Source organism: Hydrogenophaga sp. PBL-H3 (assembly GCF_010104355.1).
In the GTDB taxonomy this organism is placed as follows: Bacteria; Pseudomonadota; Gammaproteobacteria; order Burkholderiales; family Burkholderiaceae_C; genus Hydrogenophaga.
The window spans coordinates 2,734,618-2,757,847 of sequence record NZ_CP044972.1 but is presented as its reverse complement, the minus strand read 5'-3'; the positions used below and the strand labels follow the sequence as shown (position 1 = coordinate 2,757,847).

Genomic DNA, 23,230 nt, shown 5'->3' with positions numbered 1-23,230 from the left:
TGGACGCTGCCGGCGCGCCGGTCACTGTTTCGGCGCTTCGGCCGCCGGAGCTGCTGCCGGTGCCGCCGCATACGGCCGGTAGGCCGCGAGCTCGGGGTGGTCCTTGAGCATCGGCGCACCCAGCAGGGGTTTGAATGCCCCCTGGTGGCAGGTGGCGCAGTTCAGCTTGGGCACATCGCCGAGCTCGCCCTTGCGGTTGCTCGGGAACACATCGGTCAGTGGCTCCATGTAGGCCAGGTTCAGGTCACGCGCCATGCGGATGCCGTGGTAGGCCGTCACACGCTGGGGCGGTGCGCCGTCCCACTTGGCGAAGTTCTGCGTGTTGTGGCAGTAGGTGCAGTTCACCCCCAGCGAGGCCGACATGTGCGTCATGAGCGCATAGGTCTTCTCGGTGCGCTGGATGCTCTCGCCCTGGACTCCCTGGGTGGGCAGTGCCTTGGCGCCATTCACGCGGATCGGCTCGTCTTTCAGCAGGTAGGACGTGAACGGGTCGTAGGGCAGCGAAGCCAGCTTCACGCTGGCTGCGGGCGTGTTCTGCCCGGTCTTGTTGCCCATGAAGTTGGAGCCGTGGGGCTGGCTGTCGGCGGTGAACCAGATCTCCTTGGGCACCGGGTTGCCGCGGTGGCAGGTGTAGCAGGTCACGCCGGTCTCGGCCACGTGGGTTTTCCAGTCGGTGTTGATGTGCTGCGTCATCTGCACCATGCGCCGGGCCACCACCTTGGTGTAGAGGCTGTCGTCGGCGAAATTGGCGCCGTTGTGGCAGTAGTTGCAACCCTGCTCGGGCGCCACCCAGGCCGTCATGTTGACCATGAGGCGGGTGAACTCACCCACGCTGAGATCGCCCAGCACCTTCACGTTCTGGTAGATCGCACCGGCCTTGGGACCGTCGGGGCTGGCCGCTGGTTGCGCGGCGGGCACCTGGTTGGCGTCGAACACATCGGCCTGGATGCGCGGGTTGTAGACCTGGACCATGCCGGTGCCGCGGTAGCCGTGTTGCACGGTCTCCTTGGGTGGGCGCTCGCAGCCGCTGAGCAGCACGAGCGATCCCAGGGCCAGCACGCCCAGCCAGAGCCGTTTTTGGAAGAAGGAGGTGTTCATCACTTGGCTCCTGGTGCGAGTGCCGGGTCCATCACGGCGGGGAACACATCGGGGTAGGGCGGTGCCACGCCGTGCTTGATCGCCCAGAGGTACCAGTTGTCCACCACCGTGCCGGTCAGCAGGATGCCGATGCCGCCCACCAGCGGGCACAGCACGGCGAACCACCAGGCCCAGCGGTGGATGGACTCCATCGTGGCGTTGAAGCCCATGGTCCACCTCCAGAACAGGGCTGCGCGCTCGCTGGCCGTGCCCCGGTCGACGATCTGCTCGATCTCGCGTTCACCCCCGAAGCGGCTCACCGCCAGGATGGTGGCGCCGTGCATGGCAAACAGCAGCGTGGAGCCGTACAGGAAGGCGATCGAGAGCGCGTGGAACGGGTTGTAGAACAGGTTGCCGTAGCGCAGCGAGAACGCGGCGGTCCAGTCGAGGTGGGGGAAGATGCCGAAGGGCACGGCCTCGCTCCACGAACCCATGAGCACCGGGCGGATCAGGCCGAGCACGAGAAACAGCCAGATGGCCGCGGCGAAGGCCCAGGCCACATGGGTGCCCATGCCCAGGGCGCGCGCACGGCGGTAGGTGCGGGCCCACCACAGCAACACCGAGACGGTCAGGAACAGGCCCGCGATCTGCCACCACCCGCCCTCGTTCAGCGGTGCCAGGCCCAGGCCTGCGCCGGCCGCTGGCGGCTCCAGCGAGAGCCAGAACAGCTGGCGCACGAACTGGATCGGGTCGTAGTTGACCGAGGCCAGCATGTTCATGCCCATGATGTTGATGGCCAGCACGCCGAAGAACAGCGCGGCCACCCCCAGGGCACCGAGGTAGATGGGACCGATCTGCGCGTTGCCCAGGCGGCCGAGCAAATGGAAGATGAAGGGCTTGTCGCCGATGCGGGGGTCCTGCCCGTGGCCGAGCTCGACGCCGTGGTGCACCGGTCCCACGGCCTGCACCGTGGTGAAGAGGTTTTGGTATTGCATGGTGTGCTCCTGTTCTTGTTCAGAGACGCTCAGGACCAGATCGGCAGGTTCAGCCACCAGCCCCACCACTCGGGCCAGCCACGGCTCCAGAACGGCCCGCTGATCACGATGCACAGGGCGCTGAACAGCACGGCGGCCAGTGCCAGGAACAAGCCCAGGCGGTGGATGCCCAGCGTGCCGATGGAGTAGCCGATGGTGTCGCGGAAGAAGGTGTCCTCGTGCTCGGGCGACTTGACCTTTTCACCCGCCGCCGGGTTGGTGGCCGAGAGGATCAGCGAGCCATGCAGCGACAGCGCGAAGGTGGTGGCGAAGAAGAAGCTCACCGCCAGCATGTGGGCCGGGTTGTAGTGGAAGTGCAGGTACTGGTAGCCCACGTTGGACACCCAGTCGAGGTGGCTGAAGATGCCGTAGGGGAAGCCGTGCCCCCAGGCGCCCAGCAGCACCGGGCGGATCACCACCAGGGTGAAGTAGGCCAGGATGGCCACGCTGAAGGCGAAGGGCACGTGGTAACCCATGCCCAGCTTGCGGCAGATCTCCACCTCACGCAGCGCCCACGAGACAAACGAGCCGAGGGCGCACACGGTGATGAGCTGCCACAGGCCGCCTTCCATCAGCGGCGCGAAGCGCAGGCCGTAGGACAGGTCGGGGGGGGCGATGCTGATCTGCCAGAGATTCCAGGTCGGGCCTTGTGAAGCGCCCCAGAGAATCATGGCGGTGCCGAGAAACGCGAAGAACAGCGTTGTGACACCAAAGAAGCCGACGTAGAACGGACCCACCCAGAAATCGAACAGGTCGCCGCCAACCAGTGTTCCGCCTCGAACCCGGTATTTCTTTTCAAAGTTGAGCATGGCCATGGTGCGGCCCTCCTGTCTCAGGTGGTGTGGACTTGGACGTCAATGCAAATGAGGGAGGGGAGCAGATGCTGCACTGGCCCATGCCAGTTTCAGCACCTGCACACCTCGAGTGAAGTCAGGACTTCACTGCGGGCGTGGCCGCCGGCATGGTCTGTGCCGTCTTTGCCGGACCTGCCTTGGGGCCGTCCAGCCAGTTGAACTTGTTCGTGCTGAGCAGGATGAGGTGAATCATCACGGCCACGGCGAACAGAAAAACGCCCTGCGCCACCATGGTGCGGACAGGATCGAAAAGGCGCCAAATTCTCCACATGATGTGAACTCCTTAAATGATGTGAGACATGAAGGTGTAGACCGCGGCATGCACGCCCGAGAAGATGCTGGTCTTGTGCTCCGCGCCAGGCAGCCAGAACTGCCAGTGCATGCCGACCAGTTGGCCCAGCACGGCAAGCGACAGCAACAGCAGGAAGCACGGCGCAAAGATCAGGACAAACGAAAGCTTGTCTCCGCTCAGGGAAGGCTTATGGGCTTCATAAGACAGATCGCTCATGGCAGTTTTCCTTTCACGACAAAAAGGCCTTCTGGGTCAGAGCCAGGGCCGCCAGAACCACACCAGCAAGTGGGCGACAACGGCGATGGCCGTGAACCCAATGAAGCCTTGGATGTAGTACTGGTGGAACTCCTGAGCTTCATCGTCCGTCAAGCCGGAAACAGATGTCCGTGTCGACATGGGATGCTCCTTTTCAAGTTGGCCGTGAGGCCATCAATGCGCCCAGCCCGCGCACCGTGGGCAGCTGCAGCGACATGCCGCAACGTGAGGTGGACCGGGCGAGAGCGCCCGAGCCGAAGAGTGTTCTGGTGGTCATGCGATCGCTCCCAGGCCCATCGAGTGGCCGGCGGTGTTCACATGCGTTTCATTGACTGCGGTTTCTCCGCTCTCGCGCGCCTGGCGCTCGGCCTCGTCGCGCAGCCGCTTGGCGGCCGAAATCTGCACCAGCACCGGCTGGTTGGAAACGAGTGCATGCAGCCGGGCCTGGGCCTTGTCGTCCCAGGGGGTCGAGAGGCCGGCAACGTCGCCGCGCGCCAGCGTGGGGTCGACCTTGTCCATGTCGGTGCCCAGCGGCAGGATGTGGAACAGCGCGTCAAACAGCGCGTTGCACACCTCTTGAATCAGGTAGGTGGCGCCGCTATAGCCCATGAAGGGTGTGCCGGTGTGGCGGCGGATGATGGCGCCGGGGAACGATGCGGGGATGTAGGTCGCCTTCATCGGTCCCTGGCTGCCGGCCTCGGCGAGGTACATGCGCTCGTTGTAGCTGCCAAACAGGATCAGCGGCATCTTCGTTCTCACCAGTTCACGCACCGCAGCGTTGTCGGTTTTTTCACCCGCCTTGCGCGAGACCGCGAAGCGGCAGGGCATGCCCATTTCGGTTTCCAGGAAGTGCTGGAGGCCACGTGCATACGTTTCACCGGCCACCACCGCGAAGCTCGCGGTGGCGAAGAAGTCTTGGGTGACGCTGCGCCACAGGTCCCACACCGGTTTGATGGTGGTGTGCTTCTCGCGCTCGATGAAGGGCTCCGGGTCCAGGTCCAGCAGCTCGCCGAGCGTGCGCAGGAATTTGGTGGTGCTGTGCAGGCCGATGGGGGCTTGCAGATACGGGCGGTCCAGCGCTTCGCAGAGCATGCGGCCGAACTCGCGGTACATGCAGATGTTCACGTCGGCCTCGACCAGGCGCGACACCTCAGAGAGGTGGCTGCCCAGCGGGAACACCATGTTGATGTCGGCGCCAATGCCTTGCACCAGGCGGCGGATCTCGGCCAGATCGCTGGGGCTGTTGAAGGTGCCGTAGCTCGGGCCGATGATGTTGACCCGTGGCTTCTCGCCGGCGGGGCGCTCGGCAAAGGGCTTGCGGGCCGGCACCTTCTTCATGCCGAACTCGCTCCAGAGCCAGAACATCGCGCGGTTGGCGCACTGCCACTGGTCTTCGTCGATGGTGCGCGGCAGGAAGCGCATGAGGTTGGTGCCCTCGGGCGTCACGCCGCCACCGATCATCTCGGCAATCGAGCCGGTGACCACCACCGCCGGCAGTTCGGGGTCGAGCACCGCGTGCGCGCGCTTCATCGAGCCTTCGGTGCCTTCGCGGCCGAGCTGCTCTTCGGCCAGACCCGTCACCACGATGGGGAGTTCATGAGGAGGCAGCGCGTCGGTGTAGTGCAGCACCGATGTGACGGGGAGGTTTTCGCAGCCCACCGGGCCGTCAATGACCACCTGCAGGCCCTTGATGGCGGTGAACACATAGACGGCGCCCCAGTAGCCGCCAGCGCGATCGTGGTCGAGTACCAGCATCAGCCCATCTCCTCGGCTTTGCGCTTCTTCGCCTGCTTGTCCAGCTGGCGGCGCTGTTCCTTGCGGAAGTCCGGAAAATCTTTCGGCACGTCTTCCCACACACCGGCCCTGTCGCCGTTGCCCACGCTGCCGAAGAAGTCCTTCATCTGGTCGAAGCGGTGCTGGTTGCCAATGGCGGCGTTGATCACCTGGATCAGCGAGCCGGCACCGGCCACGCCCATCAGCGGGCGGGCAGAAATCAGGTTGGTGTAGTACAGCGACGGGATGCTGGCTTCCTTGGCCGCTTGCACCACGGGCGTGGTGCCGATGGCCAGTTGCGGCTGGTACTCGCGCATGGCATCCAGGTCGTTTTCGAGCGATGCGCGGAACTGCACCTGCACGCCCTTGGACTTGAGCCATTCGGCGTCATGCGCATTCCACGGTGTGGCCGGGCAGGCCGAGCCCACGTAGCGCAGATCGGCACCGCATTCCACCAGCAGGCGGCCCACCAGCAGCTCGGAGCCTTCGTAGCCGCTGAGCGTGATGCGGCCGTTGATCTTCTGTTGAGACAACACGCCGCGGATCGCACCCAGCGTGGCGTTGCGCGCCGCGTCGATCTGCGCCTGCGCCACACCGGTGGCCTGGCCGATGGCGCCCAGCCAGTCGTGCGTGCCGTCCACACCCACCGGGGCCGAGCCCACCACCGTGCGGCCAGCGGCTTCGAACTCGCGGATGCTCGCCGTGTAGAACGGGTGGATGGCGGCCACGGCCACGCTGTCGAGCGCGCTGTACAGCTCGCGCCATTCGCGGGTGGGGGCCACGGTGCCGACCGCCAGACCCATGGGCGCGATCATTTGCGCGATCAGCATCGGGTCGGCGGGGAACATTTCGCCCAGCAGCGTGATGGTGGGCTTGTCGCTGCGTGCCTGGCGAGGGGCAGGCACCGGGCCGGCCATGATTTCGCTGCGGGCGTACTTGAGCATGGCGCCGGTCAGCACGTCCTTGGCTTCCGCGTGCGTGGGCACGCCGAAGCCGGGCACGTCGATGCCGATGATGCGCACGCCGTTGATGGCCTTGGGCAGGATCTGCAGCGGCACACCACTGGCGGTGGGCACACACAGGTTGATGATGACGATGGCGTCCAGCTTCTCAGGGTCCGCCTGGGCGTGCACCGCTTCGCTGATGTCCTCGAACAGCTTGCCGGTCACCAGCGATTCGCTGTTGAAGGGCACGTAGCCCACGCTGCGGCGCGCACCATAAAAGTGGCTGGTGAAGGTCAGGCCGTACACGCAGCAGGCCGAGCCGCTGAGGATGGTGGCGGTGCGGCGCATGCGCAGGCCCACGCGCAGCGAACCGAAGGCCGGGCACATGCTTTGCGGCTGGTCGTGCGGGCCGGCGTTCTCGCGCTTGGGGTAGTCGGCGGCGTACTGCGCCAGGATCTCGCTCTTGCCGGCCGACTTGGCCGCGGCCAGCAGCGTCTCGCCGCCGGCGTGGCAACCCATGCCATCGCCTTCGATGGCGGTGGTGGCCTTCGCGGGGATGATGGGGATGGTGGTGCCGGTCATGACTTCAGACCTCGTCGTACACAACTTCCAGGGTGGGCTTGCTGGTGTCGGTCTTGCCGCACATGTCGAACTGGGTGGCGGGCTCCAGCACTACGTCGCGGCCCACGGCCGAGGCGGAGAACAGGCCCAGCAGTTCATCCTGCGTCATGGGCTTGGGGCGCATGGGGGTGGAGTTGCCCACGTTTTCGGCGAGCTGGGCAAACATGGGGCCCCACACCGATTCGGGGCGGCCGATGATTTCGTAGCTGGCGCTCTTGCGGCGGATGTCGTCGTCGGCCGGGATCACCGAGAGCACCGGGATGCCGACCGCTTCAGCGAAGTTCATCGCCTCGCCGGTGCCGTCGTCGCGGTTGATCACCATGCCGGCCACGCCGACGTTGCCGCCGAGCTTGCGGAAGTACTCCACCGCGCTGCAGACGTTGTTGGCGACGTAGAGCGACTGCAGGTCGTTCGACGCCACCACGATGACCTTCTGGCACATGTCGCGGGCGATCGGCAATCCGAACCCACCACACACCACGTCGCCCAGGAAGTCGAGCAGCACGTAGTCGAAACCCCACTCGTGGAAGCCGAGTTTTTCCAGCAGCTCGAAGCCGTGGATGATGCCGCGGCCGCCGCAGCCGCGACCCACCTCGGGGCCGCCGAGTTCCATGGCGTAGACGCCGTCGCGTTTGAAGCAGACATCGCCGATGGCCACCGCTTCACCGGCAAGCTTCTTCTTCGACGAGGTTTCGATGATGGTGGGGCAAGCCCGGCCACCAAAGAGCAGGCTGGTGGTGTCGCTCTTGGGGTCACACCCGATCAGCAGCACCTTCTTGCCCTGCTGGGCCATCATGTAGCTGAGGTTGGCCAGGGTGAAACTCTTGCCGATGCCGCCCTTGCCGTAGATCGCGATGATCTGGGTTTCCTTCTTCACCTCACCGGTGTGCACCGGTGCGGGTTCCATGGCGGCTTCGGCGCGAAGCTGGTCCATGAACTTCGCGGACTGCACTTGGTTGACGGGGATTGCGTTCATCAGTTTCTCCAGTCCAGGACCATCTTCAAACACTGCGGATCGCCGAAGGCGGCCGCGTAGGCGTCGCTTGCGCGGGCCGGGGTTTCGGTGTGGGTGATCAGGCCGTCCAGGTTCAGGCGCCCGGTCTGCACGAGCTGCGTCACGGCCACGAGGTCGGCGCGTTTCCATTCGGCGGCGGCGCGGATCTGCGCTTCGCGCATGAAGGCCGGGGCGAAGGCAAACGAGATGTCTTTTTTGTAGAAGCCGGCCAGCACCACCTCGCCGCCCTTGGCCAGTCGGGGAATCACTTTGTTCAGGATGTCGGCATCCCCGCTGACGTCGTAGATCGCGCGGTAGTCCTTGCGGGTGTCTTCCTCGGGGCTGATGACGCTGTAGCCTTCGGCGCCGACGCGGCGCGCGGCCTGCGTTTCCCACACCACGGGGGCGGGTGCGCCGGCAGCCACCGTCAAGCGGGCCAGGAGGCGGCCCATGACGCCGTGGCCGATGATCAGATCGGGCGGTGTGGCTGGCGCGCGGCTGCCGCCGAAGGTGACCGAGTGGTAGGCGGTGGCCGCCAGGGCCAGCAGCACCATCTGCGAACCCATGTCGTTGTGCAGCTTGACCACGCGGTCGTGTGAGACCACCAGGCGCGAGCCGGCGCCACCAAAGAGGTTGTGCACGCCCTCGAAGCTGTAGGAGCCCGGCACGAAGACCTGGTCACCGGTCTGGATGCGCGCCTGTCCGTGGCCACATTCGCCCTGGGTGCGCACCACGCGGCCCACGGTTTCATAGCCGGGCACCAGCGGGTAGCCCATGCCGGGGAAGGGGGGCATGCTGCCGTCCCACAGCAGCCGTTCGGTGCCGGTGCTGATGCCGCTGTACTCGATTTCGACCTCCAGGTCGCCGTCGGTCAGGCCACGAAGTTCCAGCGTCCTGACCGAGAGGTTGCACGGACTCTGGAAAACGATGGCTTGGGCTTGCATGATTTGTATTAAAGAAGTGACACAGCAAAGTGTCAAGATAAATTGACACTATTCCCGGTCTTGCCGGGTAAACCCCTACGGTCGTCGTGTGCCTTGCGGCCGACCAGCAGCTGGGCGTGCAGGGGCATCGGGTTGGGCACACGCTCGATGTGGGTGAAGCCGGCCTCGGCCATGAGGGCCGTCAGCTCGGCCGGCGTGCGCAGACGGCCGGACCCCATGGCCATCAGATAAAAGTGGAAATACGGATCGCTGGGCTCGGGCGCACCACCGGCCTGGGCCATGGGTTCGGCCAGCAGCAGCGCACCACCCAGGGGCAGCGCATCGAAGATGGCGCGCAGCACGACCCGCACATCGCCATCCGGATGGTCGTGGGCCACGCGAACCAGCGTCACCAGGTCGGCGCCGCGCGGCAGGGCGTCTTGGGTGAAGCTGCCGCCATGGGTGCTGATGCGGTCGCCCAAACCCTGGCGTTGCACGTTCTCGGCGGCGAGTGCTGCCACCGGGGGCAGGTCGAACAGGTGCAGTTGCAGGTGGGGGTGGCGCTGTGCCAGCGCACTCACCCAGCCGCCCATGCCACCACCCACGTCGAGCACCACGCGGTGTTCGGCAAACGGGTACGAGCCCAGCAGCTCCTCGATCACGAAGCGTTGCGAGGTGGCCATGAGCGCCGAGTAGCGGGCGAACTGTTCGCTGGGTGCTGGCGCTTGCGGCCGGCCCGTCGGATCTTCGGTGTAGGGCCAGTAAGCGTGCATGCGCGCTGCGTTCGGGTCGCGCAGCAGGGCCAGCGGGTCGCGCATGTCATCAAAGAGCACGGCGTTGTGTTCGATCATGTCGCGGATGCCGGCGTGCGCCACCACCGGCGCGCCCAGGGTGCCCAGGCCGTAGCGGCCCGCGCCGCGCGGCTCCAGCAGGTGCAGGGCCACGGCCGAGTCGAGCAGGCGGGCGAGCTGGGCGGTGGGCACTCTGCACAGCGTGGCCAGTTCGTCGGCGGTGCGCGGGGCTTGCAGCACGTGCTCGAACAGCTTGAGGCGAACGCAGGCCAGCAGCACCTGCGAGTGCACGAAGCCGGCCATGAGATCGAACAGCTGCGCCGAGCGGCGGCGCACCAGCCAGCGGGTGAACACGCTGCCGCTGGCCCAGCGGTTGAGCGCGGGGCTGGTCATCCACTGGTCGATGCGGCTGGCCAGGCGATCGCGCACGGACGGTGGTGGTCCGTCCGACAGCGGCTTGAGGGCGTCCAGGGCGTCCATGGTGCTGTGGCGTCAGGCGGCCAGGCGCACGGCGGGGTGGTCGGGCGTGCGCTCGCGCTCGATGCGGTCGCAGGTGCTTTGCGGGATCAAGCGGCGCGATTCGTGCAGCACCAGCTGGCGCATGGCGCGGCGGCTCTGGCAGGCGGGCACCGAGTCGATGGCGGCCTGCATGAGGCCGTGGAAATGGTCGATGGCACCGACCAGGCCGAGGTCGGCCGCGGCGCTGGGGCGGCCGTGCTGTGCGTCCTGCCCGGCGGGCTTGCCCAGTTCGTCGGCCTGCATCAGCACGTCGCGGATGTCGTCGGCCACCTGGTAGGCCTCGCCCAGGCACTCGCCCAGGGCGCGCCAGCCTTCGGGGTCGGCGCCGGCGGCCTGCGCGCCGGCACAGGTGGAGGCCACGAACAGGGCGCCGGTCTTGGCCCGCTGGTACTGGCCCAGGTCGACCCGGTTTTCACACTCCCAGGCCTGGCCGGCCACGATGCCGTCGGGCGCGCCGGTGCCGATGCACACGGTCTCGATCAGCCCGGCCAGGCGACTGGGGTGCAGGGCACCCGTGCGGGCCAGCACCTGGTAGGCCATGACGATCAGCGCATCACCCGTGAGCAGGGCCAGCGGCTCGCCATACACCTTGTGCACGGTGGGCTGGCCGCGGCGTGTGTCGGCGTCGTCGAAGCAGGGCATGTCGTCGTGCACCAGCGAGGCGCAGTGCAGCAGCTCGATAGCCATAGCGGCGGCGTTGGTGAGGGCGGGGGCGTCTTCGCCGCAGGCGCTGGCCACGGCCAGGCAGAGCTGTGGGCGGATGCGGGCGCCGCCGGGGAACACGGCGTGGCGCATGGCGGCCATCAGACGGGGCGGGGCACTGGGGCTGCTGGCCTGGCTCAGCTCGTGATCCAGCGCGGCTTGTATGCGATACATCATGTCCATGAGAGCCCCTTGACCATGGTCGGAATGTCATCAATATGTGACATTCATAAATGTCAATCTAACATGACACATGAGAATGTCAAAGGGTCTTCTCTTGTGCAGCGCACACAAAAAGTCGCGCCGCCCGGAGGGGCTGCCCAGGCATCTGAAACCGCTCGAAGCCCATGCCCGACATGGGTTTTTCCGGTTTGTTCGACAAAACGTCTGGTGCTATAAGTGTCACGACAAGTTGACATTCGATTTTCGAGACACAACGGTGAAGCACCCGACATTCCGCACGAAAGTCCGCCCATGAGCGATGCGCTGGCCCTGAGCCAGGTGAGCTGTGTGCGCGGGGGGCGTACCCTCTTCAGCGGCCTGAACCTGCAGTTGCCCGGGGGCCAGTTGCTGCGGGTGTCCGGGGCCAACGGCGCGGGCAAGACCAGCCTGCTGCGCCTGATGTGTGGCCTGCTCAGCCCCACCGAAGGCCAGGTGTTGTGGCGCGGCCAGCCACTGGCTTCGCAGCGCGAGCGCTGGGGCCGCGAGCTGGTGTACCTGGGCCACGCCGCCGCGCTCAAGGACGATCTGTCGCCGCTGGACAACCTGCTGACTGCCTGCACCCTGGGCGGCCAGCCCGCCAGCCGTGCTGCCGCGCTGCAGGCGTTGACGGATGCGGGCCTGCGCGGCTTCGAGCGCACGCCCGCGCGCAGGCTCTCCCAAGGCCAGCGCCGCCGCTGCGGCCTGGCCCGGCTGGTGCTGGCGCGCTCGGCACCGCTGTGGGTGCTCGACGAGCCCTTCAATGCGCTGGACACCAACGCCACCGCCTGGCTCGAAGGCCTGATCCGCGGGCAACTGCTGCGTGGCGGCTCGGTGGTGCTCACCAGCCACCAGGGCGTGGCGCTGGACGACACGCCGCACCAGGTGCTCAGCCTGTGAACACCCACGTGGCCACCCATGTCGCCACACCCGCCGCGCCGCAGGGCTGGCTGGAGGGTTTCGTCTGCGTCTTCCAGCGCGACCTGCGCATTGCCCTGCGCCGGCGCACCGATTCGCTGGCCGCGGTGGTGTTTTTCGTGATGGTGGTGAGCCTGTTTCCGCTCGGCGTGGGGCCCGAGCCCGCGCTGCTGCGCACCATGGCGCCCGGTGTGGTGTGGGTGGCCGCGCTACTGGCCTGCACGTTGCCGCTGGCGCGTCTGTTTGCCGACGATTTGCAGGACGGCACGCTCGAACAACTGCTGCTCTCCACGCACCCGCTGCCCCTGTTGGTGCTGGGCAAGACCTGCGCGCACTGGTGCGGCTCGGTGCTGCTGCTGGTGCTGGTGTCGCCCCTGCTGGCGCTGCAGTTCGACCTCTCGGCATCGAGCACCGGTGTGCTCTTGCTCACCTTGCTGGTGGGCTCGCCCGTGCTCAGCCTGGTGGGCTCGATCGGTGCGGCGCTCACGCTGGGCCTGCGCGGTGGCGGGGTGCTGATGTCGCTGCTGACGCTGCCGCTGGTGATCCCGGTGCTGATCTTTGGCGCGGGCGCGGTGGAAGCGCACAACGCCGGGCTGGGTGTGGGCGGCCATTTTTCCTTGCTCGGCGCCTTGCTGCTGCTGAGCCTGTTTGCCGCGCCGCTGGTGACCAGCGCTGCCTTGCGCATCTCGATGGAGTGAGCCGATGAGTTCGATCAACTGGTTCCACTACGCAGCGCCGCAGCGCTTCTACCCGCTGGCCGGCCAGCTGGTGCCGTGGTTCGGCGCGCTGGCCGTGGTGCTCACCGCCGCCGGCTTGTACCTCGGCCTGTGGGTGGCGCCCACCGATGCGCAGCAGGGCGAGGCCTACCGCATCATCTTCGTGCACGTGCCCACGGCCTGGATGTCGATGGTGGTGTACCTCGCCATGGCCCTATGGGCCGGCATTGGCCTGGTGTTCAACTCGCGCCTGTCGTCCATGATGGCCACGGCCCTGGCGCCCACCGGCGCTCTCATGACCTTTCTCGCGCTGTGGACCGGCGCGCTCTGGGGCAAGCCCACCTGGGGCGCCTGGTGGGTGTGGGACGCGCGGCTCACCTCCGAGCTGGTGCTGCTCTTCCTCTACATCGGCTTCATGGCGCTGCACAGCGCCATTGACGACACGCGCCGAGCCGACCGCGCCGCCGGCCTGCTGGCCATCGTGGGCGTGGTCAACCTGCCCATCATCTATTTCTCGGTGCAGTGGTGGAACACGCTGCACCAGGGGGCTTCGGTGAGCATCACCAAGGCACCGAGCATGGCCACGCCGATGTTGCTGGGCATGCTGGTGATGGCGCTGGCCTGCTGGATGTATTGCATCGCGGTGGCCCTGGCCCGGGTGCGCTTGATCATGCTGGAACGTGAGCGCCACGCCCCCTGGGCGCGGCAGGCACTGGAAGGCCTTGCATGAACACACTGGGTGAGCTCCTGGCGATGGGCGGCTACGGCCTGTACGTGTGGGGGTCGTTGGGCATGTGCGCAGCGGTGGTGGTGGCCGAGCTGATGGTGATCCGCTTTCGCCGCCGAATGCTGGCGCAGGAGGTGGGCGATGAGCGTGCCACCGAGGAGCCCGTGGCATGAAGCCGCGCAACCGCCGACTGGCGGCACTTGCCGTGGGGCTGGTCACGCTGGGTGCGGCCACCGCGCTGGTGCTCAACGCCTTCAACAGCAACCTGGTGTTTTTCTTCAGCCCCACGCAGGTGATGGCCAACGAAGCGCCGAAGGAGCGCAGCTTTCGCGTGGGTGGCCTGGTGGAGCAGGGCAGCGTGGTGCGTGAGCCGAAGGGGCTGACCATCCGCTTCATGGTGACCGACACGGCCAGGAGCATTCCCGTCACCTACACCGGCCTGCTGCCCGACCTGTTCCAGGAAGGCAAAGGCGTGGTGGCGCAGGGCAAGCTGGGGGCGGACGGTGTGTTTCGCGCCGACCAGGTGCTGGCCAAGCACGACGAGAACTACATGGCCCCCGAAGCGGCCGATGCGGTGGCCAAAGCCCGCGCGGGGCAGGGCTCGCTGGTGTTGCCTGCAGGAGCCCAACCATGATTGCAGAGATCGGCCATTTCGCCACCGTGCTCGCGCTGGTGATGGCGCTGGTGCAAAGCGTGTTTCCGCTGGTGGGCGCGCACCAGGGCCGCGCCAGCTGGATGGCGCTGGCGCGCCCGGCGGCGCGCGCGCAGTTCGGGCTGCTGCTGGTGGCGTTTGCCTGTCTCACCCATGCGTTCGTCACCAGCGATTTTTCGGTGTTGCTGGCGGCTGAAAACTCGCACTCGGCCTCGCCACTCATCTACCGCATCACCGCGGTGTGGGGCAACCACGAAGGCTCCATCCTGCTGTGGACGCTGATCCTGGCGGGCTGGACGCTAGCAGTGGCGCAGTTCTCGCAGCAACTGGACGAACCCATGCTCGCGCGGGTGCTCGGCGTCATGGGCCTCATCAGCGTGGGCTTCCTGCTCTTCACGCTGCTCACCTCCAACCCGTTCGAGCGGCTGTACCCCGTGCCGCTGGACGGCAAGGACCTCAACCCCCTGCTGCAAGACCTGGGCATGGCGATCCACCCGCCCATGCTCTACATGGGCTACGTGGGGTTTGTGGTGGCCTTCGCATTTGCCGTGTCGGCCCTGCTGGCCGGGCGTGTGGACGCGGCCTGGGCGCACTGGTCGCGCCCCTGGACCACCATGGCCTGGTGCTTCCTCACGGTGGGCATCGCACTGGGCAGCTTCTGGGCTTATTACGAACTCGGCTGGGGCGGCTGGTGGTTCTGGGACCCGGTGGAAAACGCGTCCTTCATGCCGTGGCTGGTGGGCACGGCGCTGATCCATTCGCTCTCGGTCACCGAGAAACGCGGCGGCTTCAAGCTGTGGACCGCGCTGCTGGCCATCCTCGCGTTTTCGCTTTCGCTGCTGGGCACTTTCATTGTTCGTTCGGGCGTGCTGAGTTCGGTGCACGCGTTTGCCACTGACCCGGCGCGGGGTGTTTTCATCCTGGTGTTCTTCACGCTGGTGGTGGGCGGCTCGCTCACGCTGTTTGCCTGGCGCGGCCCCAAGGTGGGGGGCGGTGGACCGTTCGAGATGCTCTCGCGTGAGAGCCTGCTGCTGGCCAACAACGTGCTGCTGGTGGTGGCCGCGGCCGCCGTGTTGCTGGGCACGCTCTACCCGCTGGTGATCGACGCGCTCGGCATGGGCAAGCTCTCGGTCGGCCCGCCGTATTTCAACGCGGTGTTCGTGCCGCTGATAGCGCCTGCCCTGTTCCTCATGGGCGTGGGGCCGCTGGCGCGCTGGCGGCAGGCCAAGGTGGGTGATCTGGCGCACCAGCTGCGCTGGGCCGCCGGTGTGAGCGTGGCCAGTGCGGTGATCGCGCCGCTGGTGCTGCAACGCTGGACTCCGCTGACCGGCCTGGGCCTGCTGCTGGCGGTGTGGGTCGCCAGCACGGCGGTGCTCAACCTGGTGCAGCGCCTGCGCGCGCACCCCGCGTCGGCTTGGGCCGCGTTTCGCGCCCAGCCGGGCAGCTACTTCGGCATGCTGCTGGCCCACTTCGGCGTGGCGGTGTTCATCGCAGGGGTCACGGCGGTCAGCAGCTTCCAGACCGAGAACGACGTGCGCATGGAGGTGGGCCAGACAGCCGATGTGGGTGGGCACAGCATCCGGCTGGACAGCATGGAGAGGGTGCAGGGCCCCAACTACACCTCGGCCCGCGCCACGCTCAGCGTGAGCCAGGAAGGGCGGCCGATCGCCGTGCTGCACCCCGAGCGCCGCATCTACATGGTCAGCCGCATGGCCATGACCGAAGTGGCGATCGACCGTGGCGTGATGCGCGACGTGTACGTGGCGCTCGGCGAGCCGGTGAGCGAGACGGCGTGGAGCGTTCGCCTGCACCACAAGCCGCTGGTCAACTGGATCTGGGGCGGCTGCCTGCTGATGGCGCTCGGTGGGCTGATGGCGGTGTTGGACCGGCGCTACCGCGTTCGCAAGATCGTCACCGCCGCGCCGGGCAACGCCCTGCCGGTGATGGCGACCAGGAGCCTGCGCCTATGAAGCGCTACCTGTGGCCACTGGCCATCTTTCTGGTGATGCTGGGTTTTCTGGGTGTGGGGCTGCGGCTCAATCCGCGCGACGTGCCGTCGCCGCTGATCGACAAACCGGTGCCGGCCTTCAAGCTGCCCACCCTGGCCGCTCCTGGCACATCGGTGGCGCCCGAAGACCTGCGCGGCCAGGTGTGGCTGCTCAATGTGTGGGCCTCGTGGTGCGTGGCCTGCCAGCAGGAACACCCGGTGCTCATGGACCTGGCCAAAACCAGCGCCGTGCCCCTGATCGGCCTGAACTACAAGGACCAGCGCCACCTGGCGCTGGGCTGGCTGGGCAAACACGGCAACCCTTACAAGACCACCTTGTTCGATGCCGATGGCCGCGTGGGAATGGACTTTGGCGTGTACGGCGTGCCCGAGACTTACGTGATCGACAAGCAGGGTGTGATTCGCCTGAAGTTCACCGGGGCGGTCACGCCCGAGGTGGTGCGCGAGAAGTTGCTGCCGCTGATGAACCAGCTCGGTGCCTGAACCCATGCGTGTTGTGTTGATCACCGTGATGTTGTGCTGGGCACTGGGGCCAGGCGGGTTGACTGCTCAGGTGCCTCCAGCATCCAGGGCCACGCCCCTGGCCGCCGACCCGGCGTTGGAAGCGCGCGTGCTCAAGATCGCCGAAGAGTTGCGCTGCCTGGTGTGCCAGAACGAGACCATCGCGGCCTCCCAGGCCGACCTGGCCAAAGACCTGCGCCAGCAGATCCGCGAGCAGCTCACGCAGGGCCGCACGCAGCCGCAGATTCTCGACTTCATGGCGCAGCGCTACGGTGATTTCGTGCTCTACCGCCCGCCGCTCAAGTTCAGCACCGTGCTGCTGTGGGTCGGTCCGTTCGTGTTGTTGCTGGTGGCTGCAGGGGTGCTGTTGATGCACATCCGCCGACGCGATCCCCAGGCCGATGCCATGCCTCTGACCCTGGCAGAAGGGCAGCGCGCCCAGCGCCTGCTCGATGAAGCCGGAGGTTCGTCATGACCGTGTTCATTGTTCTTGCGCTGGCATTGACGGCGCTGGCTCTGTGGCCGCTGGTGTCGACGCTGTGGCGCCCGGACGGCGCGCGGGACCTCCAGCCGGCATCACCGGCCAACCTGGCGCTGCTGCGCGAGCAGCGCACCCAGCTCGACGCCGAGCTGGCCGCGGGCCTGCTCTCGCCCGCCGAGCACACGCAGGCGCAGACCGAGCTGGCGCGGCGGGTGCTGCAGGAGTCGGCCTCGGCGGAGCGCAGCGGGCCGGCATCGCCGCGCCGCGCCACCGCGCTCGTCTTGTTGGTGGCCGTGCCTGTGCTGGCCGCTGGCCTGTACGCGCACCTGGGCGAGCCCGATGCCGTGCGCTTTGAAGCCGAGCTGGCCAAGGCACAAGGCGAGGTGTCCAACGACGACCTCGATGCCATGGTGCGCCAGATGACCCAGCAGCTGGAGAGCAAACCCCCGGGCCAGGCCGTGGACGCGCCGGCCTGGGAGATGTTGGCCCGCGCCCACGCCAGCCGCCAGCGTTACGCCGATGCCGACCGGGCTTACCAGCGAGCCCTGGCGCTCACGCCCGACAACCCCAACCTGCTGGCCGACCGGGCCGATCTGCTCTCGCTGCTGCAAGGCCAGAACGCCGAGGGCGAACCCATGCGGCTGGTGATGCGGGCGCTGGTGATCGACCCCGCGCATCCCAAGGCGCTCGCGCTCGCCGGCAGTGCCGCTTACGGCCGCCAGGACTTTGTGCTGGCCGAGTCCTTCTGGCAGCGCGCCCGCGAACGCGCTGCACCGGGCAGCCCGTTTGCTCAAGGACTGGAGAGCAGCCTGGAGGCGGCGCGCGCGGGCATCGCCTCGCAACCGGCGGGCGCGGTGCGCCAGGCAGCAGCACCTGCCGACCCGACACCGGCCGCCACCAGCCACCCCGGCGTGCGGGGGCAGATCACCATCGCACCCGAGCTGCAAGCGAAGCTGGCGGCGGGTGACACCTTGTTCGTGTTCGCGCGACCGGTGCAAGGTCCGCGCATGCCGCTGGCAGTTGTGCGCGTGGCGGCCACCGCCGGACCCGTGCCGTTTGCCCTCGATGACAGCCAGGCCATGGCGCCGGAGCTTCGGCTGTCGATGCACGAACAGGTGGTGGTGGAAGCGAGCATCAGCCGTAGCGGGCAGGCCATGCCCCAAAGCGGCGACCTGCAAGGCAGCAGCGGCCCGGTGCCGAGCAACAGCGCCCAACTGCAGATCCGCATCGACCGCGTGGTGCCTTGATCCGGCCTCGTTCAGGCGCGCGAATCGAACCGTTCGGCAATCAGCCGCGCCACGGTGTCGGGCTGCTCCTCGTGCGCCAGATGTCCCAGGCCATCGAGCTGAAGGTATTGCGCGTTCAGCGCGGGCGAGAGCCGGCCCATCGCGCGCGTGGCCTGCTCGGGCGGCACGGTGCGGTCGCGCTCACCCACCACGAGGTCCAGCGGCACGGCCAGGCGGGGCAGGTCGCGCCAGAGCGAATCGAGGTCCCAGTTGGCCATCATGCCCAGCGCACCCGCGGCGTGTTCGGGACTGCTGACGAGCTGGCGGTAGAGGGCCGTGCCGGTGGCGTCCAGCGTGGAGCCGGTGCTCAGGAGCAGGCGCTGCAACACGGCCGGTTCGTTGGCGTGCCACGCGAACAGGCGAGGCACAAACGGGGCGGAGGCCATGAGCTTGGCCACGGGTGAAAACAGGCGACCCGCCAGACCACCCAGCGGCATCAGCGCGGCATTGAGACCGAGCACCGAGCGCGGCGTGGCCAGGCCGTCCAGGCACATGCGCACCGCCACCGCCGCACCGGCGGAATGGCCCACCAGCATGGCCGGGCTGATGGCCAGCGTCTGCATCAGCCCATGCACCGCGCGCGCCATGCCGGGCAGCGAGAGCTGCGGCGAGCCCACACCGGCGGGGGGCATGCCGGTGAAGGCGTGGCCGGGCAGGTCCATGGTCACCACCTCGAAGCGCGCGGCCAGCAGAGGGGCGAGGTCGCGCCACGAATGCGTTGAAGCGCCGGTGCCGTGCAGCAGCACCAGGCAGGGCGCATGGGCCGGGCCGGCAAAACGCTGCACATGCCATTGCAGGCCGGCGGCCCACACAAAACGGCTCAGATCGTGGTGTGGCCATTGGGGGCCGTCGCGTTTCCAGTCGAGGCCCTGGCCCATGGCTGCGGTCTTCAGCGGACGCCTGGCGCGGTGGCCAGGCGCACCGCTTGGGACAGGCCGACCGCACCCGCGTGCGGCAGCGGCACACAGGTGGCACCCATGCGCTCGGCCATCAGGCGCGAGGCCTCGCCGGGTTGCGGCGAGGTGTCGATGAGCAGGGCCGATAGGCCGGCCTGGCGGAAGTCGCTGGCGGCGGCCAGCGCGTCTTCGGTGGCCCGGATACGGCCGGCCGTGCCGTCGCGAGCGATGTTGGCGCGACCGTCGGTGAGCACCACCACCACCGCGGTCTCGCCCTGCCGTCCGATCTGCACTGCAAGTTCGCGCGCGGCTTCAATGCCGGCAGCCAGTGGCGTGCCGCCGCCACCGGGCAGGGCGGCCAGGCTGCGCTTGGCGCGCGCCAGTGAGCGCGTGGGGGGCAGCAGCAGTTCGCAGCCAGTGCCACGAAAGGCGAGCACCGCCACCTTGTCGCGCCGCACATAACACTCGGCCAGCAGCAACTCGACCGCGCCTTTGGCTTCGGCCAGCCGGTGCAGCGCAGCCGAGCCGGAGGCGTCGACCACGAACAGCGTGGTGGTGGGGCGCCGCTGGCGAAAGCGCACCACGTGGAAGTCTTCGCGCCGCACCTGGATGCGGCGCGGGCCGTCGGCTTTTTGCTGTCGAAGCCGTTGCCAGGGCGCGGCCGCGCGCAGCGTTTCCAGGATGTGCAGGCGTGCGCCCGAGCGGGGTTCGGCCCTGCGCGTGCCCACTGGGCGGCCGCGGTTCTGGTTCTTCATCAACTGGCCCGATCGACCCGCTGCGGCGGCCCGCGCCTGCCGCGCCTGGCCCATCTGCAGCGCGGCCAGCAGGCCTGGCGGAATGGCCGCGCGCACCGCTTCGATCAGGCGGTCGTCCAGTGCGCCTGGGGCTTCTTCTTCGTCGGGTGTGTGGTCCAGCGCATCCTGTTTCGCATCAGGCGGTGGCGTGTCCTGCGCGTCGTCTTCGTCGGGTGCAGGCTCTTGCGCCTCGGCCGGTGGCGGAGGTGTGTCGTCGGTTTCCTCAGCGGGTGTTGCCGGCACGCGCGTGGCGCGTGGCGCCAGCACCAGCCGCGCCGCCAGCGAGGCGTGCACTTCTTCGGCCTCGTCCATGCCAGACAGCGCTGCCGCGGCGCGCGCCACACGCACCGCAAGCAAGGGTGCGCGCATGGAGTTCACACCCCACACCAGCGAAGCCGCGCACAGCGCCTGCACCACGCTCTCGGGCACGCTTACCCGGGCCAGCAGCGCGCGCGCGGCTTCGATCTCGGCGCAGGTCCAGTCCACCGCAGCATCGTCGTCGGACTCGGCGGCCTGCAGCGGCAGGTGAAACGCCACGCGGTCGAGCAGCGTGGCGGGCATCTGCTCTTCGTCGCTGGCGCCTTCGTCGAATGCCACCAGCGCCACGCGCGCCGGCAGGCGCTGCGTGAGGCCGTCGCGTTCCAGGGCCACCACCTGGGTGTCCAGCACTGCGCTGAGCTGTGAGGCCACACCGGCACTCACGCGCTCGGCCATCGCCAGCAACAACACACCACCGTCGCAGCGCGCCAGCAATCCCTGCTGTGCCACCGGCCTGCCGGCCTGCAGCGTGGCGGCGAGATCGAGCCCACCGAGCAGGGCCGAGTCGGTGGCGTGCGCGGGCACACGGTGCATGGGGGTTGGCTCGGGCAGGCACTGGCGCAGCAGCGTGAGCCACGCGTCGCGCAAGGGGCCGGCGGGTGAGCGCAATGCAACGCCGCCCAGGCCTGCCGGGTCGACCGCCAGCAAAGCCGCAACCAGGGCCGCGTCAGCGTTCAGCTTGGGGAGCGCCAGGGTGTCGAGCATCGATCTTGCGCCCGAACCCTGCGCTCAAGCGCCCATCAGTTCGGCGACGGCGCGATCGACACGCGCGGTGGAACCCGCGTTGTCCAGCGGGTTGCGGCGCAGGCGGTGGCGCAAGGCGGGGCCGGCCACGCGTTTGAAATGGGCATCGGTGACGCTGGCGTCGCCGTTGAGCGCGGCCATGGCACGCGCGGCACGAATGAGCGTGAGGTCGCCACGCAGGCCGTCGGTGCCCAGGGCCATGCACAGGGACGAAGCGCGCTCGCGCGCTGCGTCGGAAATGACCACCTCCAGCAGCCGCTTGCGCGCGGCCACCAGCTTGCGGCGGATGCGTTCGTCTTCTTTTTGCCAGCTCGCGATGAAAGCCTCGCGGTCCTGCTCGAAGGCGTCTCGCCGGCGCACCACCTCGATCCGCTCGGTGAGCAGCTCGGGCGTCTTCACTTCCACCGAGAGGCCAAAGCGGTCGAGCAACTGCGGCCGCAGTTCGCCCTCTTCGGGGTTGCCGCTGCCCACCAGCACGAAGCGCGCAGGGTGGCGCACGGAAAGGCCCTCGCGCTCCACCACGTTTTCGCCCGACGCCGCCACGTCGATCAGCAGATCGACCAGGTGGTCTTCGAGCAGGTTGACCTCGTCGATGTAGAGGAAGCCGCGGTTGGCCTGGGCCAGCAGCCCGGGCTCGAAAGCCTTCACACCTTGCGACAGGGCCCGCTCCAGGTCGAGCGCACCGACCACGCGGTCTTCGGTGGCGCCCAGCGGCAGGTCGACCACGGGCACGGGAACGAGGTGGGTCTTGGCGGGCGGCTGGTCGGGTGCGCGAAGCGAGGCGCAGTCGGCGCAGCGGCTGGCGGGGTCGGCCGGGTCACAGCTGTAGCGGCACCCGTTGACGGCCCGCATTCTCGGCAGCAGGGCGGCCAGCGCCCGTACCGCGGTGGACTTGCCGGTGCCCCGGTCACCGAGGACCAGAACCCCTCCGATGCTGGGGTCGATGGCGGCGATCAGGATCGCCGTTTTCATCTCGTCTTGACCAACGATCGCGGAGAAAGGGAATGCCTGTGCCATAGGGAAATCAGTATGGCACAGGGGTTGTGCGCGCCACCCCAGAGCTTGTACGGAGCAACCGGCATTCAGTGGCTTTTCAGCGACTCCCGCTCGCACTGTGTCACCTGCGCGATTCAAGGTGCGCGCGTCGTCACATCCAGAGTGCCCGCCACAGCAGCCGGGGCAGGTCGGCGCGCTGCAGCTTCACGCGGATCTGCCAGCTGCGGTGGTCCTGCTCGGCAATGCGATCCAGGATGCGCAAGCCACCTTGGACCACCAGCCGCAGTTCCCAGCCAGCGCGCCCCGGCACGCGGCGCGCGAGCGGTGCGCCAAGCTGCATGAGGCCGCGCGCGTAGGCGCAGAGTTCGGCCACCACCGCCTGCTGGGCGGGCCTGGGATCGCCCAGGGGCGATTCGAAATCGCTCACCTCCAGGCCCTGGCGCCGCAAGGTGTCGGCGGGCAGGTAGCAGCGCCCGTTGGGCAAGTCCCGGCTGATGTCCTGCCAGAAGTTGATGAGTTGCAGTGCGCTGCAGATCTGGTCGCTTTGCTGCAGCGATCGCGCGTCGTGCACGCCATACAGGTGCAGCAGCAGGCGCCCCACCGGGTTGGCGGAGAGGCGGCAGTAGCCGAGCAGTTCCTCGGTGCTGGCGTAGCGGTGTTGTTGTTCGGTGTAGCGCACGTCCTGCTCGAAAGCGCTCAGCAGGTCGTGCAGCAGTTGAACCGGCAGCGCGTGGCGCGCGATGGCCAGACTCAGTGGTCCGAACACGGCAGGCCAGCGCTCTGGCGAGGGTGGCACAGTGCCACCTGCGGCTCTGGTGATGCAGCTTGCCAGCTCGGTGCGGTACGCGGTCAGATCGGCCAGCCGCGCTGCGGCGGGCGCAGAGCCTTCGTCGGCGATGTCGTCGGCAGTGCGGGCGAAGCGGTAGATGGCCACGATCGTGGGCCTGAGCCTGGGTGGGCAGAGCCACGACGCCACCGGGAAATTTTCGTAGTGCTCGACGCCGCCGCCCAGTGCGCCGAGTGCGGTGGCCTGCGCCGGCGCAGGGTCGTGCGTGGAGCCGCCATGGGGCGGCGGCTGATCGGTGTGGGCGGGTTGCGTCATGAACCTGGGGGCTTTTGATCGATAATTTTGATTACTAACCGGTCAGTCAGTAATATACGGGCGCTGCCGGTGCCCGACTGTGCCGCGTGTCTTCCATTCTCACCTCGTCCAGAC

Annotated in this window: 26 protein-coding genes; 9 read left to right on the top strand and 17 right to left on the bottom strand. The window is 67.9% G+C overall.

The genetic code is table 11. The features are described 5' to 3' along the window. Nucleotides 1-21: 21 nt before the first annotated feature. The 13 genes from pufC to F9Z44_RS12635 all read right to left on the bottom strand — a co-directional run bounded on the left by pufC (nucleotide 22) and on the right by F9Z44_RS12635 (nucleotide 10,962). Nucleotides 22-1,098, bottom strand: a complete 1,077-nt coding sequence (pufC, locus tag F9Z44_RS12690) for a photosynthetic reaction center cytochrome PufC (RefSeq protein WP_159606676.1) — start codon at nucleotides 1,096-1,098, stop codon at nucleotides 22-24. Next, complete coding sequence (gene pufM, locus F9Z44_RS12685) at nucleotides 1,098-2,072, bottom strand: photosynthetic reaction center subunit M (RefSeq protein ID WP_201449957.1); 975 nt, start codon at nucleotides 2,070-2,072, stop codon at nucleotides 1,098-1,100. The genes pufC and pufM overlap by 1 nt, the downstream gene beginning before the upstream one ends. Nucleotides 2,073-2,101: 29 nt before the next feature. Then, nucleotides 2,102-2,926 (bottom strand): photosynthetic reaction center subunit L, encoded by an 825-nt coding sequence (gene pufL / locus F9Z44_RS12680; protein WP_159606674.1) that lies wholly within the window; start codon nucleotides 2,924-2,926, stop codon nucleotides 2,102-2,104. A gap of 115 nt (nucleotides 2,927-3,041) precedes the next feature. Then, on the bottom strand, nucleotides 3,042-3,236 hold the full coding sequence (gene pufA, locus F9Z44_RS12675; RefSeq protein WP_159606672.1) for a light-harvesting antenna LH1, alpha subunit: 195 nt from the start codon (nucleotides 3,234-3,236) through the stop codon (nucleotides 3,042-3,044). A gap of 12 nt (nucleotides 3,237-3,248) precedes the next feature. Beyond that, entirely contained in the window at nucleotides 3,249-3,473 is a 225-nt protein-coding gene (locus F9Z44_RS12670; RefSeq protein WP_159606670.1) for a hypothetical protein, read from the bottom strand. Nucleotides 3,474-3,509: 36 nt separating this feature from the next. After that, complete coding sequence (pufB, locus tag F9Z44_RS12665; protein WP_069046185.1) at nucleotides 3,510-3,653, bottom strand: light-harvesting antenna LH1, beta subunit; 144 nt, start codon at nucleotides 3,651-3,653, stop codon at nucleotides 3,510-3,512. Nucleotides 3,654-3,666: 13 nt separating this feature from the next. Next, nucleotides 3,667-3,789, bottom strand: coding sequence for a hypothetical protein (locus tag F9Z44_RS23145; RefSeq protein WP_268894190.1), 123 nt, complete (start codon nucleotides 3,787-3,789; stop codon nucleotides 3,667-3,669). Then, a complete protein-coding gene (gene bchZ / locus F9Z44_RS12660) occupies nucleotides 3,786-5,267 on the bottom strand; it encodes a chlorophyllide a reductase subunit Z (RefSeq protein ID WP_159606668.1) in 1,482 nt (493 codons plus the stop codon). The genes F9Z44_RS23145 and bchZ overlap by 4 nt, the downstream gene beginning before the upstream one ends. Beyond that, the gene (bchY, locus tag F9Z44_RS12655; RefSeq protein ID WP_159606666.1) at nucleotides 5,267-6,811 is read right to left on the bottom strand and encodes a chlorophyllide a reductase subunit Y; all 1,545 of its coding nucleotides are present in this window, start codon (nucleotides 6,809-6,811) and stop codon (nucleotides 5,267-5,269) included. The genes bchZ and bchY overlap by 1 nt, the downstream gene beginning before the upstream one ends. A gap of 4 nt (nucleotides 6,812-6,815) precedes the next feature. Further along, a complete protein-coding gene (locus F9Z44_RS12650; RefSeq protein ID WP_069046188.1) occupies nucleotides 6,816-7,826 on the bottom strand; it encodes a chlorophyllide a reductase iron protein subunit X in 1,011 nt (336 codons plus the stop codon). Continuing rightward, nucleotides 7,826-8,788, bottom strand: coding sequence for a chlorophyll synthesis pathway protein BchC (bchC, locus tag F9Z44_RS12645; protein WP_159606664.1), 963 nt, complete (start codon nucleotides 8,786-8,788; stop codon nucleotides 7,826-7,828). Before bchC ends, F9Z44_RS12650 begins: the two co-directional genes overlap by 1 nt. Nucleotides 8,789-8,820: 32 nt before the next feature. Then, on the bottom strand, nucleotides 8,821-10,038 hold the full coding sequence (locus F9Z44_RS12640; protein ID WP_159606662.1) for a methyltransferase: 1,218 nt from the start codon (nucleotides 10,036-10,038) through the stop codon (nucleotides 8,821-8,823). 12 nt (nucleotides 10,039-10,050) lie between these two features. Beyond that, on the bottom strand, nucleotides 10,051-10,962 hold the full coding sequence (locus tag F9Z44_RS12635) for a polyprenyl synthetase family protein (RefSeq protein WP_159606660.1): 912 nt from the start codon (nucleotides 10,960-10,962) through the stop codon (nucleotides 10,051-10,053). 291 nt (nucleotides 10,963-11,253) lie between these two features. Between F9Z44_RS12635 and ccmA the strand changes: the two genes are divergently transcribed. From ccmA to ccmI, 9 genes are read left to right on the top strand one after another with little or no spacing between them, the layout of a single operon-like run. Next, entirely contained in the window at nucleotides 11,254-11,877 is a 624-nt protein-coding gene (gene ccmA, locus F9Z44_RS12630) for a cytochrome c biogenesis heme-transporting ATPase CcmA (protein ID WP_159606658.1), read from the top strand. A gap of 50 nt (nucleotides 11,878-11,927) precedes the next feature. Next, nucleotides 11,928-12,593, top strand: a complete 666-nt coding sequence (gene ccmB / locus F9Z44_RS12625; RefSeq protein WP_159608699.1) for a heme exporter protein CcmB — start codon at nucleotides 11,928-11,930, stop codon at nucleotides 12,591-12,593. Between the two features lie 4 nt (nucleotides 12,594-12,597). After that, nucleotides 12,598-13,341: a heme ABC transporter permease CcmC gene (gene ccmC, locus F9Z44_RS12620; RefSeq protein WP_159606647.1), complete on the top strand. Its 744-nt coding sequence runs from the start codon at nucleotides 12,598-12,600 to the stop codon at nucleotides 13,339-13,341. Beyond that, nucleotides 13,338-13,511 carry a heme exporter protein CcmD gene (gene ccmD, locus F9Z44_RS12615; protein ID WP_159606645.1) on the top strand — a complete coding sequence of 58 codons (174 nt, stop codon included), beginning with the start codon at nucleotides 13,338-13,340 and terminating at the stop codon, nucleotides 13,509-13,511. Before ccmC ends, ccmD begins: the two co-directional genes overlap by 4 nt. Continuing rightward, nucleotides 13,508-13,972, top strand: coding sequence for a cytochrome c maturation protein CcmE (gene ccmE, locus F9Z44_RS12610; protein ID WP_159606643.1), 465 nt, complete (start codon nucleotides 13,508-13,510; stop codon nucleotides 13,970-13,972). The genes ccmD and ccmE overlap by 4 nt, the downstream gene beginning before the upstream one ends. After that, complete coding sequence (locus tag F9Z44_RS12605; RefSeq protein WP_159606641.1) at nucleotides 13,969-15,960, top strand: heme lyase CcmF/NrfE family subunit; 1,992 nt, start codon at nucleotides 13,969-13,971, stop codon at nucleotides 15,958-15,960. The genes ccmE and F9Z44_RS12605 overlap by 4 nt, the downstream gene beginning before the upstream one ends. After that, nucleotides 15,957-16,481 (top strand): DsbE family thiol:disulfide interchange protein, encoded by a 525-nt coding sequence (locus F9Z44_RS12600; RefSeq protein WP_159606639.1) that lies wholly within the window; start codon nucleotides 15,957-15,959, stop codon nucleotides 16,479-16,481. The genes F9Z44_RS12605 and F9Z44_RS12600 overlap by 4 nt, the downstream gene beginning before the upstream one ends. 4 nt (nucleotides 16,482-16,485) lie before the next feature. Continuing rightward, nucleotides 16,486-16,974, top strand: a complete 489-nt coding sequence (locus F9Z44_RS12595; protein ID WP_159606637.1) for a cytochrome c-type biogenesis protein — start codon at nucleotides 16,486-16,488, stop codon at nucleotides 16,972-16,974. Then, on the top strand, nucleotides 16,971-18,227 hold the full coding sequence (ccmI, locus tag F9Z44_RS12590; RefSeq protein WP_159606635.1) for a c-type cytochrome biogenesis protein CcmI: 1,257 nt from the start codon (nucleotides 16,971-16,973) through the stop codon (nucleotides 18,225-18,227). Before F9Z44_RS12595 ends, ccmI begins: the two co-directional genes overlap by 4 nt. Before the next feature lie 11 nt (nucleotides 18,228-18,238). Here the strand turns inward: ccmI and bchO are convergent, their stop codons facing one another. From bchO to hpnC, 4 genes are all read right to left on the bottom strand, one after another. Then, nucleotides 18,239-19,144, bottom strand: coding sequence for an alpha/beta fold hydrolase BchO (gene bchO / locus F9Z44_RS12585; RefSeq protein ID WP_159606633.1), 906 nt, complete (start codon nucleotides 19,142-19,144; stop codon nucleotides 18,239-18,241). A gap of 11 nt (nucleotides 19,145-19,155) precedes the next feature. Continuing rightward, nucleotides 19,156-20,979 carry a magnesium chelatase subunit D gene (locus tag F9Z44_RS12580; RefSeq protein ID WP_159606631.1) on the bottom strand — a complete coding sequence of 608 codons (1,824 nt, stop codon included), beginning with the start codon at nucleotides 20,977-20,979 and terminating at the stop codon, nucleotides 19,156-19,158. Between the two features lie 24 nt (nucleotides 20,980-21,003). After that, a complete protein-coding gene (gene bchI / locus F9Z44_RS12575; protein WP_236574114.1) occupies nucleotides 21,004-21,990 on the bottom strand; it encodes a magnesium chelatase ATPase subunit I in 987 nt (328 codons plus the stop codon). A gap of 175 nt (nucleotides 21,991-22,165) precedes the next feature. After that, nucleotides 22,166-23,116 carry a squalene synthase HpnC gene (hpnC, locus tag F9Z44_RS12570; protein ID WP_159606626.1) on the bottom strand — a complete coding sequence of 317 codons (951 nt, stop codon included), beginning with the start codon at nucleotides 23,114-23,116 and terminating at the stop codon, nucleotides 22,166-22,168. Nucleotides 23,117-23,230 lie beyond the last annotated feature (114 nt).